Source organism: Ruminococcus sp. YE71, from assembly GCF_900119155.1.
GTDB lineage: Bacteria > Bacillota > Clostridia > Oscillospirales > Ruminococcaceae > YE71.
In genome coordinates this window covers 106,333-121,182 of record NZ_FPIR01000008.1, presented here as the reverse complement: position 1 = coordinate 121,182, position 14,850 = coordinate 106,333, and the positions used below count along the sequence as shown (strand labels likewise).

The window sequence follows — 14,850 nt, the reverse complement described above, 5'->3', positions numbered from 1 at the left end:
GTTAATTTATCCTTTCATTATTAGTTTTCCTGTGTGCTCTGCATCATTGCGAGCTTTCGGTTGTTTATCTCCTCGACGAGCTTGTCAGCGCCTGTGCCGAAGCTCTTCCAGTCCAGCACGGGAACGTTGAGACAGTCCGATCTGCCTGCAATGGTGAACACCACGCTGTAGCCCGATGTCACATTGTTCGTGAGCTTTCTCTGTATCTGAATCTCTGTGATGTCGGAGTATCTCACCATGATGTATTCGCTGGGGATACAGAGATAATACTGTGTGAAGTAGAATGTCTTGTACCAGTCCTGCGGGGGAACGTTCCCGAGTGTCGCGAGCCATTCGGCAGGCATACCCTCAAGAAAAGCTCTGACCTTCGGCAATTTCTTGAAGAAAGCCGAAAGACCGCTGACTATGAGCGCACCGCCCAACACGATGCCGATTATCTGGTAGGTGCTGAAAACTATCTTAAACAGAAGCAGGCACACCAGTATCAGCGCCGCCCCGACAAAGATAAAGCCTACGTCTTTTGCACAGGATTTCTTGCAGAGCTGATAGAACCAGCATTGGGTAACATCATTTTTCATTTGTATTCTCCTTGTTGTATGTATTTCTCTTCCTGCCGAAAGCAGGTTTGAACGTTCTGTTCACTTCTATACCGCTGTTTTTCTTTTTTATCTCTGCATCGAAGCTCTCTGGGAGCGTCCGTGCTGTTGCGGGAATGTATCGGCGCCGTCTGTCATGGCAGTGTATGTAAATGTGATGAACGTTTATTGTGTCAGTCTCGCTTGTCCGAAGCTCTATCTCCTCGATCTCGGGGTAGGGGAGAATGTGCCCGCCCGTGTAGTATAATGCTCCGTCTGCAAGGTATATCATGCCGAGCGGAGTTTTGTACGAGGGGCAGTTCCCGAGGGAATTTACGAGCCTTTCAAGCTCTCCGGGAGTGAGCCCTCTGACCTGACGCATGAACCTTGCATACCTTGTCACAGCGTCGGTCACGATGACAGCGAGCATGACAGCCGAGTATATGACGAGCACCCTGCCCGAGACGGTCGGGAAGCGCTGGCTCGTGACCCTGTACCACATGAGTACAGGCAGAAAATACAGTATCGCATACGCGAACAGATAGAATTTCGCAGATGAGAGATATCTTCTGCGCAGCTCTTTCATAGATCAGAACTGGTTCAGGAAGCGCATATCGTTCTCGTAGAGCAGACGCATATCGTTGATGCTGTATCTGCCCATCGTGATGCGCTCCAGACCGATACCGAACGCAAATCCGGAATATACCTCGGGGTCGATACCGCAGCCCTCAAGCACCTTCGGGTGTACCATGCCCGAGCCGAGCAGCTCAACGTAGCCCTCGCCCTTGCACATGGAGCAGCCCTTTCCGCGGCAGTTGAAGCACATGAGGTCTACCTCGGCGGAAGGTTCGGTGTAGGGGAAGTGATGGGGACGGAATCTCAGCTGGGTGTCCTCGCCATAGAGCCTGCGGAGCAGCAGCTCAAGAGTGCCCTTGAGGTCAGCCATCGTGATGCCCTTGTCGATAACGAGACCCTCGATCTGGTGGAACAGCGGCGAGTGGGTCGCGTCAACAGCGTCGGAGCGGTAAACGCGTCCCGGAGAGATGATGCGTATCGGGGGCTTCATCTTTTCCATTGTACGGATCTGAACGGAAGAAGTCTGAGTTCTCAGCAGCACGTTCTCGTTGATGTAGAAGGTGTCCTGAGTATCGCGTGCGGGGTGATGCTTGGGCATATTGAGTGCCTCGAAGCAGTAGTGGTCGGTCTCGACTTCGGGGCCTTCAACGATGTCGAAGCCCATGCCGAGGAATACTTCTTCGACCTCTGCAAGTGTAGCGTTGAGCGGGTGAGCGGTACCGAGTCTCGGAGCCTTTCCGGGAAGGGTAACGTCGATGCGCTCTGCTTCGAGCTTTTTGGCAGCAGCCATGCTCTTCAGGCTGTTCTGAGCGGAAGTCAGTGCCTCCTCGATCTCAGCGCGTACCTTGTTCGCGAGCTGTCCGATAACGGGTCTCTCTTCGGGGGAGAGCTTGCCCATCTGTTTCAGGATAGCGGTGATCTCGCCCTTCTTTCCAAGAAACTTAACTCTGATCTCGTCAAGTGCTTTGAGGTCAGCGGCTTTCGCGAGTTCCTCGCGTGCCTTTTCCTCGATAGCTTTCAGCTGTTCGTTCATATTTATCCTCCTAATAAAATATTGCATTATTGATACCGTGTGCGAAATGTCACAGTGCGAATCTTCTCGGCATAAGGTCGTTCAGCGTGTAAACGCCGTCAGAGAGAACTATACGGAAGTCTCCGCCGCAGAATTCACTCATGACCTGAAGGCAGGCGCCGCACGGAAAGCAAGGCTCTGAAAGGTCGCCGTCAGCGCCGCCGACTATCGCGATAGCCGAAAACGAAGTGTGACCCTCGGACACAGCCTTGAAAATTGCGGTACGTTCCGCGCAGATGGTCAGCGAATAAGAGCCGTTCTCGATGTTGCACCCTGTGAACACCGTCCCGTCCTCACATAGAAGTGCCGTACCGACAGAGAATCCCGAGTACTTGCACCATGCCTTTTCGGAAGCCTTTTCCGCAAGCGTGAGAAGTTCATTATCTGTCATAAAACCGACCTCTTTCCGTATTCTGTGAACTAAAAAAGCCCTGCCCCAATACGGGACAAGGCTTCATCAAAAGCGTTGTTATACCACCCATATCGTTCCCGAGAGCTGTCACTCTCACGTCCCTTAACGCAGGTATACGTCTGTGCTTACTTGCCGCGTCCGCGGTTTCGGCATAGCCGCTCACGAATGAAATTCGGTCGTGCAGACTGACTTCGGGGACGCTTTCAGCCAATGGCGCACCCTCTCTGAAAAAGCATTTCTGCCGACTTACTGTGTTCGGTCAAAGCGTTTCATACAGATACATTATATCACGGTTTTTCTACGATTGCAAGGGTTTTACAAAAAATTTACAGATTTTCGTTCGCTCTCTCCCGCCCCTGCGAAACTTGACAGCGGTCCGTATAATATGGTATAATTATATAGAGTTTATAACGTGTTCCGCGGAGGTATGTTGATGGAAGATTTCAGTGTCGGCGAAATGCTCGGGATGCAGAGGTCGCTTCAGGAAAAATACAAGAACAAATGGGAAGAGATCTCGCCCGAAACAGGTAAGAACAAGCTGCTGTGGATGATCGGAGAGATCGGCGAAGTCATAGATATCGTGAAAAAACACGGCGGCGAGACCGCAAGCAGTGACGAAGAACTCCGCAGTCATCTTGTGGAGGAACTGGCAGATGTGCTGATGTACTATAACGATGTTCTGCTCTGCTACGGAATAACCGCGGAAGAACTTAAAAGAACATATGTCAGCAAGTTTGAGAAGAATATGAAGCGCTGGTGAGCTTGGATCATTACGGCGAAAAAGGACATTTAACATGAAAGAAATACAGCAAAAAATAGAAAAGCTCCTGCTGAAAATACAGCGTCCCGCACGGTATATCGGCGGTGAGCTGGGTCAGGTGGTCAAGGACAAGTCGCAGGTGAATGTGCGCTTTGCGTTCTGTTTCCCCGACGTGTATGACGTCGGCATGAGCCACCTCGGTATGAAGATACTCTACGGACTGAAAAACAGCCGTCCGAACTGGTGGTGCGAGCGCGTTTTCATGCCCGAAAAAGACTTCGGACAGAAGATGCGCGAGAACGACATACCGCTCTACGCTCTCGAAAGTCTTGACCCGATACGGGATTTTGACTTCATCGGGTTCACGCTCCAGTACGAGCTGAGCTACACGAACGTTCTCGAAATGCTCGACCTTGCAGGTCTGCCCGTGCATTCGCGTGACCGTCACGAGCTTACGCCGATAGTCGTCGGCGGAGGCCCCTGCGTATGTGACCCCGAGCCTATGGCGGATTTCTTCGATCTGTTCATCATCGGCGAGGGCGAGGAGGTCAACTGCGAGCTGATGGAGCTTTACGAGCGCATGAAGCCATCGCATCTGTCGAAGGAGGAATTCCTGCGCGAAGCCGCGAAGATAGACGGCATCTATGTGCCTTCTTTCTATGACGTCAGCTACAATGAGGACGGCACTGTGGAGTCGGTGAAGCCGAACCGCGAGGGCGTTCCCGAGACCGTTAAAAAGCGTGTCATCACCGACCTTGAACATTCCTACTACCCCGAGAGCTTTGTTGTTCCGTTTACGTCCATCGTTCACGACCGTGCTGTTGTGGAAGTGCTCAGAGGGTGCATCAGAGGATGCAGGTTCTGTCAGGCAGGCTTTATCTACCGTCCCTTCCGCGAAAAGAGCATCGGTACTATCGAACACCAGACGAAGTGTCTCTGCGAGCAGACGGGTTACGAGCAGGTGTCGCTGTCCTCTCTTTCGACCAGCGACCATCCGCAGATAGAAACGCTTCTCGATACCCTTGCAGGCTACACCGACAGCGAGAACATCAACCTCTCCCTGCCGAGCCTTCGCATCGACAAGTTCAGTGAGGAGCTTCTCGAAAAGATAGCAAGTGTCCGAAAAAGCGGACTTACATTCGCTCCCGAAGCAGGCACTCAACACCTGCGCGACGTCATAAACAAAAACATCACCGAGGACGAGATAATGCACACCTGCAAGATGGCGTTTGAAGCAGGCTACGGTACGGTCAAGCTGTATTTCATGCTCGGTCTGCCCGAGGAGACCGACGAGGACGTGCTGGGTATCGCCGACCTTGCTCATAAGGTCGTAGATCTGTACTACTCGACTCCGCGTGAGGTCAGGGCAAGCTCGATTCAGGTGTCTGTCTCGACCGCGACATTCGTGCCGAAGCCCTTCACGCCCTTCGAGTTCGAGCCGCAGGCTATGCCCGAGGATATCGAACGCAAGCAGAAGCTGATAATCGACGCTATCAAGTCGAAGAAGATACGTTTCTCCTACCATCAGCAGCCTGTTTCGATGCTCGAAGCGGTGCTCGCGAGGGGTGACAGGCGCATCTGCGATGTCATCTACACAGCGTGGAAAAAGGGCTGCACCCTCGACAGCTGGGACGAGCATTTCCGCCCCGATCTTTGGGATGAGGCGTTCACCGAGTGCGGTATCGACAGGGAGTTTTACGCAAACCGCCGCCGCGGATATGATGAAGTCATGCCCTGGTCGCACCTTGATTATCTTGTTTCGAGGGAATTCCTCATCCGCGAGAACAAGAAGGCTCATGAGGCGGTGACGACCCGCAACTGTGCAGAGGGCTGTTCGGGCTGCGGCATCGGCAGCGGCTACGGCGGAACTTACTGCAAAGGTACACAGCACTTATGAGCGAGCTGATTATACGTGAAGCGGCCGCCGCGGACGCGGAAGCGATGATAGAATACCTGAAAGCCATCGGCGGCGAGAGCGATAATCTCACGTTCGGAGCCGAGGGGCTTCCGATAACAGCCGATAGCGAGAGGGATTATCTGGAAAGTGTGCTTGCCGATAAACGAAGCACGGAGCTTGTCGCTGTGCTCGGCGGTGAGATAATCGGCGACGCGAGTCTGACAGCACTCCCGAGACGGATGTCTCATCGCGCAGAACTCGGTATCGCCGTGAGAAAGGCGTACTGGGGCAGGGGAGTCGGCAGTATGCTGATGGAAGAGCTCATAGCCTTTGCAGAGGAGAGCGGCACGGAGATCATCGACCTCGAAGTGAGAAGCGATAACTCAGCCGCCATACATCTATATGAAAAATACGGCTTCGTGAGGTTTGGCAGGTCGCCCGCCTATTTCAGGATAGACGGCGAATACATCGACTTCGACCTGATGTATCTTGACCTCAGAAAGCCATGAACGTTTATTGACCGAACGGTAGTGATAATATGTTGATGCCAAAAAATCAGAATCTAATAGTCGAGCGGTGGGATTACCGCCTGACCTTCGCTAAAGAGGGCAGAGCGCGGTATATTTCGCACCTCGATCTCATGCGCACGATGCAGCGTGCCATCAAGCGAGCGAAAGTGCCGATATGGTATACGCAGGGCTTCAATCCCCACGCGTACCTTATGTTTCCGCTCGCGCTGCCCCTCGGCACAGACAGCAGGATCGAAATACTCGACGTAGCGCTGACCGAGGACATCCCATTCGACAAGGTCGTGGAGATGCTGAATTCCTCGATGCCCGAGGGTCTGTACTTTGTTAACGCGGCACGTCCGGTGATGAAGCATACCGAGATAGCCGCCGCCGAGTATGATATTGCAGCGGAGCTGTCTTCTTCTGCCGATGAAATGCTTGCGAAGTGGGAGGGTTTCATCTCGCAGGATGAGATACTCATCGAGAAGCGCACCAAGCCGAAAAAGGGCAGAAAACAGCCCGGTGTGAAGCTTATCGACATAAAGCCGCATATCACCGTTGTTTCCGCCGAAGCTGACGGGAATATTCTGCATCTGAAACTGCGTCTTCCCGCGGGCGGGGAGTTCAACCTCAACACTTCGGTAGTTACTGACGCGTTTTTTGCTTACGCGGAATGTGAGCCCGAACAGATATATACAACACGCACAAAAATTCTTGCGGTTAATGGCGCTGATTTTGTATAAGTGCCTATTGAAATGCGCTGGATAATATGGTATAATAGTTAAGCATTTGAAGTGCCGTGAAAACGGCATCCGTCTGTACTTTCTCAGACGGGAGTTAATGCCAAGCTGCGGCAAAAGGTGCGCAGCACGACATTAAAGCGGACAGTCCTCTGACCTTGCTCGTTCGGGTGAATGAGCCGTAAGGCGTATGAATGTCTGAAAATCATCAGGAGGTTTTAGTAATGGACGCATTAAAGCTCATCGCACAGGACAGCTTAAAGAAGGAGCTGCCCGTACTCAACGTCGGCGACCTTGTTAAGGTACACGTAAGGATCAAGGAGGGCGACAAGCCCAGCCGTATCCAGATCTTCGAGGGTACTATCATCGCAAAGAAGCACGGCGGCATCAGCGAGACCTTTACAGTAAGAAGAGTAGCACACGGCTGCGGTATCGAGAGAGTTTTCCCTGTACATTCTCCGTCTGTTGAGAAGGTAGAGATCGTAAGACCCGGTAAGGTACGCCGCGCTAAGCTGTACTACCTGCGTGACAGAGTGGGTAAGGCTGCTAAGGTAAAGGAAGCTATCAAGTAATTCCAGCTTGATGATGTGAGCCGATGCTTTTTTAGGCATCGGCTCATTTTTTTTGTTATTGAATCGTACTTGCGGGGTGTATTGATAATTACAGAACAGATGTGTGCTGTTTTGAGAAGGAATCTGAAAAAATATTTGCTGATCTCCGCACAACAGCCGCGCATCGGAACAGGAGACATTATGAAATTAACATTGGAAACAGAACGTCTGCTGCTGAGACCCTTCGAGACTTCGGATGCGCAGGCGGTATATGACAACTGGGCAAGCGACCCCGAGGTCTCAAAGTACCTGACATGGGACACCCACACGAGCGTTGATGTGTCAGCATCGATCGTGGATATGTGGGTGAAGGAATACGAAAAGCCCGAACGTCTGAATTTTGCTGTTGAGCTGAAAAGCGAACATAAGCTGATCGGCGGCATAGACGTGGTCGGGTATCTCGATGGCGAACCTGTTATCGGTTACGCTCTTTCAAGGGCATACTGGGGCAGGGGCATCATGACCGAAGCCTGCAAAAAGGTGGTCGGGTATCTTTTTGAGCAGGGATACGAGCGGATACATATCGACGCGGTTCGTGAGAATATCGGTTCAAACCGTGTTATCGAAAAATGCGGCGGTGAACTTGTCCGCACCGATGAGGAGCTTTTTCCGCTGAAAAACACAACATTCACAGTAAACAGATATATCATAAGGAGATAATGATGGATAAGATCTGGAATGAGATGTACGAAGCCGCTGCCGCAGTCAAGGGCTTCAGACAGATCTCGGACTACGTTTCGGGCGGCGAGGTATCGGCGGCTGTGCTGTCGAAGTCGGGGAAGATATACACGGGTGTCTGCATAGACACCGCTTCAACACTCGGCATTTGTGCCGAAAGAAACGCCATTTTCAACATGATAACGAACGGTGAGTATGAGATCGACAAGGTGCTCGCTATTCTTCCCGACGGCAGTTCGGGAGCCCCCTGCGGCGCCTGCCGAGAGCTGATGGTCCAGCTGATGCCGGGAAGATATCAGGATATCGAGATCATGATGGATATGGAAACAGGCAGGATAATGACCCTCGGCGAGCTTACTCCCGAGTGGTGGATAAAATAATATTCGATTTAAAATTTTTCAGAAGGAGGTCGATCATTTATGATCTACGTAACAGGAGATACCCACGGCTATTATGACGAAATGCTTTACAGGCTTCGTGACATCAAGATCGGTGAGGGCGACACCCTCATTATCTGCGGAGACTTCGGATTCGTATGGGATGATGTCAGCAGCAGGATAAGGCTCAAGCACTTGCAGGACGAAAAATTCACCATCGCGTTTGTTGACGGAAATCATGAAAACTTCGACCTGCTCGGACAGTATCCTGTCATCGACTGGAACGGCGGCAAAGCCCATCAGGTCGGCAGAAACATCTTCCACATGATGAGAGGGGAGTGCTTCACTATCGAGGGCAGGAGCTTCTTCGCCTTCGGAGGAGCTTACTCTGTTGATAAGCCTATGCGCACCGAGCATTTCAGCTGGTGGAAGGAGGAAAAGCCGTCGAAGGAAGACTACGACAACGCCTCAAAGACCCTTGAGCGCATCGGTAAGAAGGTCGATTATGTGCTGACCCACAACATCCCCGAAAGCACCATCATCCGTCTCGGCAAAGTGCCCGACGTCCACGATGCGGAGCTCACTGGGTACTTTGAGTGGCTTCTCCGCGAGCTGGATTTCAAGCGCTGGTATGCAGGCCATTTCCACGTTGACAAGGACATCGACAAGGTGAGCGTTCTCTATGACAGAGTCCTTCCTATCGAATAACGGAATAAAGGAAAGCAAAATGAAGATCGGTATCGCCTGTTCGGGCAATACCGATCATTTTGCTTATATGCGTTTCAGCTTGTCCGTGAAATGAACATCTCGTACATTGACTTTCCCTGATCCGCAGGGTCGAAATCTACGTCCTTAGCGCGGCTTTTCCACCTGTGACCGTCGGGAAGCATCTCATAGGCGAGGTTGTGCTGCACCCATTCGTCAGCCATGTCCTCGGCAGTCCTGTAGCTTTTGAAGTCGTTGCCGTGGATGGGCTGTATGTCGATGAGCGCCTGACATATCACCACCATGTCGTTTCTGTTGGTGATGAGGTACGAATCGACTATCTGCCAGTTGTCGGGCTGACAGTTCGCCGTGAAGCTTATGCCGCCGTACTCAAACGAGTAGCAGCTGCCGTCACCGCTGATGTCAGAAAGCGCGATGTCGTCTGCGGAAGACAGCAGACCTGTCTGAACAGCGCTCGTTTCTGTCTCTTCCGCAGCCGATGAAACGGGTTCGGTCAGTTCGGTAGTAGTCTCGGTGACCGTTTCCGTTTCGATGACAGTGGTCACTGACGCGGCAGAAGCAGGTGCCGTTTCGGTCTGAACGGGCTCGGAGCTGTCCGAAGCACACCCCGAAAGCATCAAAAAAGCTATCGCCGTAATAATCTCCGTTTTCTTTCTCATACGCCGCTCCTTCTTACCGTTATTATACCTGTTTCAAGTCGAAATGCTATTGGCGGAGGTTCTCCCTAAAGAAAAACCACAGAAAGCACAAACAAAGCGTTATAGAAAAAGCCCCGTAACGAAAGCCGTTCCCGACGCCGCGACTGCGACGGCTATCAGCGGAAGATCGAGGAATGCGAGTATCAGCGCGGCTGCCGTGCCGACTGCCGAGGAAACTGTGTTGCCCGTAGCGTAGAATATCGCAGGAAAGGTCATGGCGCTGAGCACGGCGTATGGCACGTAGTAAAGAAAACTGCGCAGGAATCTCGATTCTATCTTCTTCGTGAAGAAGGTGAAGGGCAGCATCCTTATCAGGTAAGTCACCCCTGCCATCACGAGAATGTATATGGCAATGCTCATTTACGCGTCCTCCTCTCTCGGAAAGAGCAGCGCTCCGAATACCGAAGCCGCCGCCGCACAGATGATGATGGAGAATCCGCTGGTCAGCATCGGCAGAAGATACTTGCACAGTACGCTGAGCAGAGCCGCGAGTATCACGACTGCCAGCACGCTGCGCTGCTTTTTCGCAGGCGGTATTATGATCGCGATGAACATTCCGTACAGCATCAGCCCGAGGGCGGCTGTAACCGATGCGGGCAGTATTTCGCCGAGGAGCGCCCCGAGAAATGTTCCGAGCACCCATCCGACAGTCGCCACCGAGATAACGCCGTACATATACTTCGGCGTGACGGGTTCTTCCTGTCCGACACAGACTGCGAAAATCTCATCGGTGATGCCGTAGGAAGCTATCAGCCGATGCAGAAATCCGAAGCTGTTGTCGAGTTTCTGAGAAAGCGACAGCGCCATCAGCGCGTATCTCAGGTTTATCAGCAGCTGGACGAGTGCCATTTCGGCAAGTGTGCCCTGCGCTGCGATGATGTCAATGCCTGCCGCCTGTCCTGCCGAGGTCAGGTTTGTCAGGGAAATGATGGACGCATCCGCGACCGAGATGCCGCATCTGACAGCCTGTATCCCGAATCCGAATGATACCGACAGATACCCCACGCCTATCGGAAGTCCGTGTAGCAGACCCTTTTTAAAAGTCAAACTCATTTTTTCTCACTCCGCCGTCATGCTTATCCGATACCGAACACACGCTCGGTATTGCGCTTTGCAGCCGCTTCGAGCTCGTCGGTGTCCACGCCCATGTGCTTTGCCAGCTCCTGTGCTACGTAAACGATATTCTGCGGAACGTTCGTGCGGTCGAGCCCTTTGATGTTGCGCGGCGTGAGGTAAGGCGCATCTGTTTCGAGCAGAACGCGGTCGAGAGGCAGGCTCTTTACCGCTTCGCGAAGGTCGCCTGCACGTCTGTCATCGCATATCCAGCCCGTGATGCCGATATGGAATCCCATCTCAAGGTATTTTTCTATCGTCTCGCGTCTGCCCGTAAAACAATGAACCACCGACCTTGAGCATATCTCGGGGAACGGCTCGAAACAGTCGATAAGGTCGTCGGCAGCGTCACGTTCGTGCAGGAACATCGGCTTGCCTGTCTCGGCTGATATCTCGATGTGACGTCTGAGGCACGCTATTTGATTCTCGCGTGTCGAGAACATCCTGTCGTAATCGAGCCCGCATTCGCCCACAGCCACGATGCGCTCATTCTCCGTGACGTATTTTCTGATAGCCGTAAAATCGCTCTCATCGGCATGGTCGGCGTTGTGGGGGTGAATGCCTGCCGTACCGTACAGGCCGTGTCCGCCGACGTAACCTGCCACAAGGCGGTTCTCATCGGTATCGCTGCCCGTGAGGATGCACTTTACCCCTGCTTTTTCGGCGGCTGCGATTATGCCGTCAGGGTCTTTGAACTGTCGGCAGAACAGGTTCAGCCCTATATCATAATATTTTATATTCATGTTTTTCTCCCGTAACATTAAAGTGACTCTCCGTGTTATCGAAGAGCCACTTTATATTATAGCATATACTATAAACTTTGTCTATAGCTAATTGTTAAAAAATTACCAACCCTGTTCCATCAGCCAGTTGTTGAGCTCTCTTTCCCTGTCGCGGAGCTCCTTGTCGCCGCCCTCGAAGTGTCCCAGCTCTTTCTCCCCGACGATGCCGCCGTCAACGAGATAGAGCACTCTGCTGCACTTTGCCGCGACCTTCGGGTCATGGGTCACGCACATGACGGTCGTTCCCTCGCGGTTGAGGGAGAGCAGTTCGTTCATGACCTCATCTGAGCTGGAGCGGTTGAGAGCGCCTGTAGGTTCATCCGCGAATATCATCTTCGGGTCGTTTATCATGCTTCGGCAGATGCAGGCACGCTGTAGCTGACCGCCCGAGACCTCGTTGATGTCATTCTCGCCGATGTCGTCGATACCGAGCTTTCGCATCAGTGCGCGTCCGCGTTCGGCAGTTTCCCTGCGGCTCTCGGTATTCTTCTTTGAACGGACAGCAGGAAGGATGATGTTGTCAAGCACGCTCAGATTCTTCATCATGTACATCTGCTGAAAGATGAAGCCCATCTCGTCGAGCCTGAGTTCGGCAAGTTCCTTGTCCTTGAGTTTTGAAGTGTCCCTGCCGTTGAAGATGACCTCACCCGCGGTAACTCTGTCCATTCCCGACACGCAGTAGAGCAGTGTGGATTTGCCCGAACCCGAAGGTCCCATGACAGCCACCATTTCGCCTTCAGAAATGGTAAGGTCGATATTTTTCAGAACGTTGTTCTGGTGCTTGTTCACTATATAAGTCTTGCAGAGACCCTTGGTCTGTAGTACAGTATTCACGGTGTTACCTCCTTATTCGATGCTTGCGGTGTCGCTCGGCTTGACGGTGTTGGTGTAAAGCGCTGTCAGGAAAGTGCCCGCGGCAGTTATACCGATGAGAAGAAGCGGAGCGCAAACGAATACTTCCAAAATGTTATAGTCGCACTTTATGCCCGAAACGTCGCCGATCAGCAGACAGATCTTATTCAGTCCGAAATTGCTCAGAGGTATCAGCACGATCGAATCTATGATGCAGGCAGCGACAGCCGCGATCGTGAATCTTAGGGTATGCTGACATATTATGCTGAAACTGTCGATGCCGATCGCCTTCATCAGTGCGATCTCGCTCTTTTCCTTCGAGATGAAGGAACGCTCCATCAGGATAACGATGAGTAACGTTACGATAACAGTTATTATTATCATCATGTGCTTGAAGGTGTTGAGCGTATCGCTGATCCCTGTGAATTTCTTTATAAACTCGGCAGATGTGTACACCTTGTTGGTGTCGCAGAGCTCCTTTACCTTTTCGATGTTCTTGTTTATCGTTTCGGTATCGGGGTCGCCCTCAAAGTGTATCTGCAATCCCATACAGCCGTTTGACGGTATATTCCTGAGATCGAAATCCCTGTACAGGAAGGCTGAATTTGAAGAGAATGAGGAGTATCTTCCCGTGATGATGAAATCATACTTTTTGTCGTTGATCTCTGCGGTTATTGTGTCGCCTATCTCGGCATCAAGGCTTTTCAGAGCGCTCACCGTCATGGCTATCTCGTCGGGCTTTTGCGGAGCACTTCCTTCGTCCACTCGAAGAACGTCGTCTGTATGCCCCTTCGTTATCGAGAAGGTGATGGATCCCGATCTGTCGCCCTTGGTCACTTTATACGAGCTTGAGCAGGTTATCGTACACTTTGCGGGTATTCCGTTATCCGCAAGCTTTTTTTCGGTCTCGTTTATTATCTTTTCGCAGTTGACCTGATCTAATAACGTATCGACAAGGTAATCCGAATCGAGGATATGCGCTTCGCTGGTCGGTACATCGAACAGCCAGAGTATATTTTCGCTCTTTAGCGTCAGAGCGAAATTGGATAGCAAGGTTATCATAAGCAGGCAGAGGGAGAATATCACCGTGATGATGGCAAACTGTTTCGGCGAGCTGAAAATGTCGTTGAGCGCAAGGAAGCCTGTCGATGGCAGCTTCGAGCGGCCGAGATGCAGTACGCTCTTTTTCCCGAAGCGTTCGCCTGTCTGGCCGTTTCTTACCGCATCTATCGGCGAGAGATCCTTGACATTGCGCGTGCAGAGGTAGCAGAACATCAGTATGATAATAACTACCGCAACGGTTCCGATAAGGCCGATCATAGTGTTGGTATTGCTGCTGAGCACCATATTGGCGGTAACGTTTTTCAGCATCATGTCCGCTAAAGGCAGCGAACAGAAGAACCCGATGGCGGCTCCGACCACCGCTATCGCAAAGTACTTTGTGATATACAGGCTGCGGATGCTTTTGTTGTTGATGCCCACCGCCTTCATAACGCCTATCTCGCGGAATTCCTCGGTGATCGTGAACCCGATGGCAAATCTGAGCACTGCGAACGCTGTTACCATAAGCACAATGCTTATAGCCATCATGATGTAAGCTGCGAACAGATCGTACAGATAGACAAGTTTATAGCTATCTCTTGTATAAAGACTTACGCCCTCATATTCATCCGCTATCTTCTTTACTGCTTCTTCGTCGGTAGAATTCAGATAGATCTTTCTGAAATTCTGAAAGTGAACGATCTCTTCTTCACTTAGTTTATTGAAATCTTCGGGATTGAACAGCAGGACAGGATTTGCGGTCGGCAGTGCGCTGAAGATTGCGCCTTTGAAACGTCCTGCGTAGGTCATTTTCATTTTGGTATCGCATACATCGATCTCGATCTCGTCACCCTCTTTTATATCTGTGTTGTGGGTGAAAGGGGCGGTAGCGTAGAAAGTGCCTTTTTCGACTTCCTTGATGATGTTGTTGTCTTTATCGAAATAGTTTATCGCCATTTCATCCGCGCTGATGATATTCGAGATACCGATGAAGCTGTCGAGTTTCTTGCCTTTATACCTGAAATTGCTTGAGGACGTAATAAAGAGGAGATGCTCGACCCTGAGATCACTCACGCAGTCGAGTTCTGCAATTTTTTCATACGCATCGTTTTCGCCTAAATAATTTATGATATAATCAGGAACATTGGCTTCATCGAAATAAAGCGCAATTCCACCCGTGACCGCCGCTATGTTGCTTGCGCTTGCAGAAGCGAACATTGAAGACAGGATAATGAACAGCAGGAGCACAATATTCATTGTTTTTTTGCGTTTCAGATCTTTTTTCAGTATTCTGAAAAACATGACAGCTGCCTCTTTTCTTGCACAGCAGAGTTGTGCTGTTTTCTCTCCTTCTATTATATCATATTAATTCTTAAGAAGTCTTTAATTTAATAGAAAAGTCACATGATAAGGTGCTGAGTGAAGGTGGGG

Annotated in this window: 18 protein-coding genes; 8 read left to right on the top strand and 10 right to left on the bottom strand. The window is 51.3% G+C overall.

Features of this window, described 5'->3' with window-relative positions; all coding sequences use genetic code 11:
- Positions 1–20: 20 nt before the first annotated feature.
- The 4 genes from BT142_RS09425 to BT142_RS09410 are packed head-to-tail and all read right to left on the bottom strand — an operon-like array spanning position 21 to position 2,614.
- A complete protein-coding gene (locus tag BT142_RS09425; protein WP_072417944.1) occupies positions 21–578 on the bottom strand; it encodes a hypothetical protein in 558 nt (185 codons plus the stop codon).
- Entirely contained in the window at positions 568–1,161 is a 594-nt protein-coding gene (locus BT142_RS09420) for a hypothetical protein (protein ID WP_072417943.1), read from the bottom strand. Before BT142_RS09420 ends, BT142_RS09425 begins: the two co-directional genes overlap by 11 nt.
- Before the next feature lie 3 nt (positions 1,162–1,164).
- On the bottom strand, positions 1,165–2,184 hold the full coding sequence (pheS, locus tag BT142_RS09415) for a phenylalanine--tRNA ligase subunit alpha (RefSeq protein WP_072417942.1): 1,020 nt from the start codon (positions 2,182–2,184) through the stop codon (positions 1,165–1,167).
- 49 nt (positions 2,185–2,233) lie between these two features.
- Positions 2,234–2,614 (bottom strand): cytidine deaminase, encoded by a 381-nt coding sequence (locus tag BT142_RS09410; RefSeq protein WP_092983141.1) that lies wholly within the window; start codon positions 2,612–2,614, stop codon positions 2,234–2,236.
- 454 nt (positions 2,615–3,068) lie between these two features.
- Between BT142_RS09410 and BT142_RS09405 the strand changes: the two genes are divergently transcribed.
- From BT142_RS09405 to BT142_RS09370, 8 genes are all read left to right on the top strand, one after another.
- Positions 3,069–3,395, top strand: a complete 327-nt coding sequence (locus BT142_RS09405) for a MazG nucleotide pyrophosphohydrolase domain-containing protein (protein WP_072417940.1) — start codon at positions 3,069–3,071, stop codon at positions 3,393–3,395.
- 34 nt (positions 3,396–3,429) lie between these two features.
- Complete coding sequence (locus BT142_RS09400) at positions 3,430–5,292, top strand: TIGR03960 family B12-binding radical SAM protein (RefSeq protein ID WP_072417939.1); 1,863 nt, start codon at positions 3,430–3,432, stop codon at positions 5,290–5,292.
- Complete coding sequence (locus tag BT142_RS09395; RefSeq protein WP_072417938.1) at positions 5,289–5,801, top strand: GNAT family N-acetyltransferase; 513 nt, start codon at positions 5,289–5,291, stop codon at positions 5,799–5,801. Before BT142_RS09400 ends, BT142_RS09395 begins: the two co-directional genes overlap by 4 nt.
- 29 nt (positions 5,802–5,830) lie before the next feature.
- Positions 5,831–6,544 (top strand): TIGR03936 family radical SAM-associated protein, encoded by a 714-nt coding sequence (locus BT142_RS09390; protein ID WP_072417937.1) that lies wholly within the window; start codon positions 5,831–5,833, stop codon positions 6,542–6,544.
- A 221-nt stretch (positions 6,545–6,765) separates the two neighbouring features.
- A complete protein-coding gene (gene rplS / locus BT142_RS09385; RefSeq protein WP_072417936.1) occupies positions 6,766–7,113 on the top strand; it encodes a 50S ribosomal protein L19 in 348 nt (115 codons plus the stop codon).
- A gap of 180 nt (positions 7,114–7,293) precedes the next feature.
- Positions 7,294–7,812 (top strand): GNAT family N-acetyltransferase, encoded by a 519-nt coding sequence (locus tag BT142_RS09380; protein ID WP_072417935.1) that lies wholly within the window; start codon positions 7,294–7,296, stop codon positions 7,810–7,812.
- Between the two features lie 2 nt (positions 7,813–7,814).
- Positions 7,815–8,210, top strand: a complete 396-nt coding sequence (locus BT142_RS09375; protein ID WP_072417934.1) for a cytidine deaminase family protein — start codon at positions 7,815–7,817, stop codon at positions 8,208–8,210.
- Between the two features lie 39 nt (positions 8,211–8,249).
- Positions 8,250–8,915, top strand: a complete 666-nt coding sequence (locus tag BT142_RS09370; protein ID WP_072417933.1) for a metallophosphoesterase — start codon at positions 8,250–8,252, stop codon at positions 8,913–8,915.
- 74 nt (positions 8,916–8,989) lie between these two features.
- Here the strand turns inward: BT142_RS09370 and BT142_RS09365 are convergent, their stop codons facing one another.
- The 6 genes from BT142_RS09365 to BT142_RS09340 form a co-directional block, all read right to left on the bottom strand.
- A complete protein-coding gene (locus BT142_RS09365; protein ID WP_072417932.1) occupies positions 8,990–9,592 on the bottom strand; it encodes a hypothetical protein in 603 nt (200 codons plus the stop codon).
- Positions 9,593–9,691: 99 nt separating this feature from the next.
- Entirely contained in the window at positions 9,692–9,991 is a 300-nt protein-coding gene (locus tag BT142_RS09360; RefSeq protein WP_072417931.1) for an AzlD domain-containing protein, read from the bottom strand.
- Positions 9,992–10,684 (bottom strand): AzlC family ABC transporter permease, encoded by a 693-nt coding sequence (locus tag BT142_RS09355; protein WP_072417930.1) that lies wholly within the window; start codon positions 10,682–10,684, stop codon positions 9,992–9,994.
- 23 nt (positions 10,685–10,707) lie between these two features.
- Complete coding sequence (locus tag BT142_RS09350; protein ID WP_072417993.1) at positions 10,708–11,487, bottom strand: TatD family hydrolase; 780 nt, start codon at positions 11,485–11,487, stop codon at positions 10,708–10,710.
- Positions 11,488–11,589: 102 nt separating this feature from the next.
- Positions 11,590–12,360, bottom strand: coding sequence for an ABC transporter ATP-binding protein (locus BT142_RS09345; protein WP_072417929.1), 771 nt, complete (start codon positions 12,358–12,360; stop codon positions 11,590–11,592).
- 12 nt (positions 12,361–12,372) lie between these two features.
- A complete protein-coding gene (locus BT142_RS09340) occupies positions 12,373–14,721 on the bottom strand; it encodes an ABC transporter permease (protein ID WP_072417928.1) in 2,349 nt (782 codons plus the stop codon).
- Positions 14,722–14,850: the final 129 nt, after the last annotated feature.

Excerpts from the sequence above, each read along its gene's own strand:
- BT142_RS09425 (WP_072417944.1), bottom strand. The coding sequence starts at position 578 with ATGAAAAATGATGTTACCCAATGCTGGTTCTATCAGCTCTGCAAGAAA.
- BT142_RS09420 (WP_072417943.1), bottom strand. The coding sequence starts at position 1,161 with ATGAAAGAGCTGCGCAGAAGATATCTCTCATCTGCGAAATTCTATCTG.
- pheS (WP_072417942.1), bottom strand. The coding sequence starts at position 2,184 with ATGAACGAACAGCTGAAAGCTATCGAGGAAAAGGCACGCGAGGAACTC.
- BT142_RS09410 (WP_092983141.1), bottom strand. The coding sequence starts at position 2,614 with ATGACAGATAATGAACTTCTCACGCTTGCGGAAAAGGCTTCCGAAAAG.
- BT142_RS09405 (WP_072417940.1), top strand. The coding sequence starts at position 3,069 with ATGGAAGATTTCAGTGTCGGCGAAATGCTCGGGATGCAGAGGTCGCTT.
- BT142_RS09400 (WP_072417939.1), top strand. The coding sequence starts at position 3,430 with ATGAAAGAAATACAGCAAAAAATAGAAAAGCTCCTGCTGAAAATACAG.
- BT142_RS09395 (WP_072417938.1), top strand. The coding sequence starts at position 5,289 with ATGAGCGAGCTGATTATACGTGAAGCGGCCGCCGCGGACGCGGAAGCG.
- BT142_RS09390 (WP_072417937.1), top strand. The coding sequence starts at position 5,831 with ATGTTGATGCCAAAAAATCAGAATCTAATAGTCGAGCGGTGGGATTAC.
- rplS (WP_072417936.1), top strand. The coding sequence starts at position 6,766 with ATGGACGCATTAAAGCTCATCGCACAGGACAGCTTAAAGAAGGAGCTG.
- BT142_RS09380 (WP_072417935.1), top strand. The coding sequence starts at position 7,294 with ATGAAATTAACATTGGAAACAGAACGTCTGCTGCTGAGACCCTTCGAG.
- BT142_RS09375 (WP_072417934.1), top strand. The coding sequence starts at position 7,815 with ATGGATAAGATCTGGAATGAGATGTACGAAGCCGCTGCCGCAGTCAAG.
- BT142_RS09370 (WP_072417933.1), top strand. The coding sequence starts at position 8,250 with ATGATCTACGTAACAGGAGATACCCACGGCTATTATGACGAAATGCTT.
- BT142_RS09365 (WP_072417932.1), bottom strand. The coding sequence starts at position 9,592 with ATGAGAAAGAAAACGGAGATTATTACGGCGATAGCTTTTTTGATGCTT.
- BT142_RS09360 (WP_072417931.1), bottom strand. The coding sequence starts at position 9,991 with ATGAGCATTGCCATATACATTCTCGTGATGGCAGGGGTGACTTACCTG.
- BT142_RS09355 (WP_072417930.1), bottom strand. The coding sequence starts at position 10,684 with ATGAGTTTGACTTTTAAAAAGGGTCTGCTACACGGACTTCCGATAGGC.
- BT142_RS09350 (WP_072417993.1), bottom strand. The coding sequence starts at position 11,487 with ATGAATATAAAATATTATGATATAGGGCTGAACCTGTTCTGCCGACAG.
- BT142_RS09340 (WP_072417928.1), bottom strand. The coding sequence starts at position 14,721 with ATGTTTTTCAGAATACTGAAAAAAGATCTGAAACGCAAAAAAACAATG.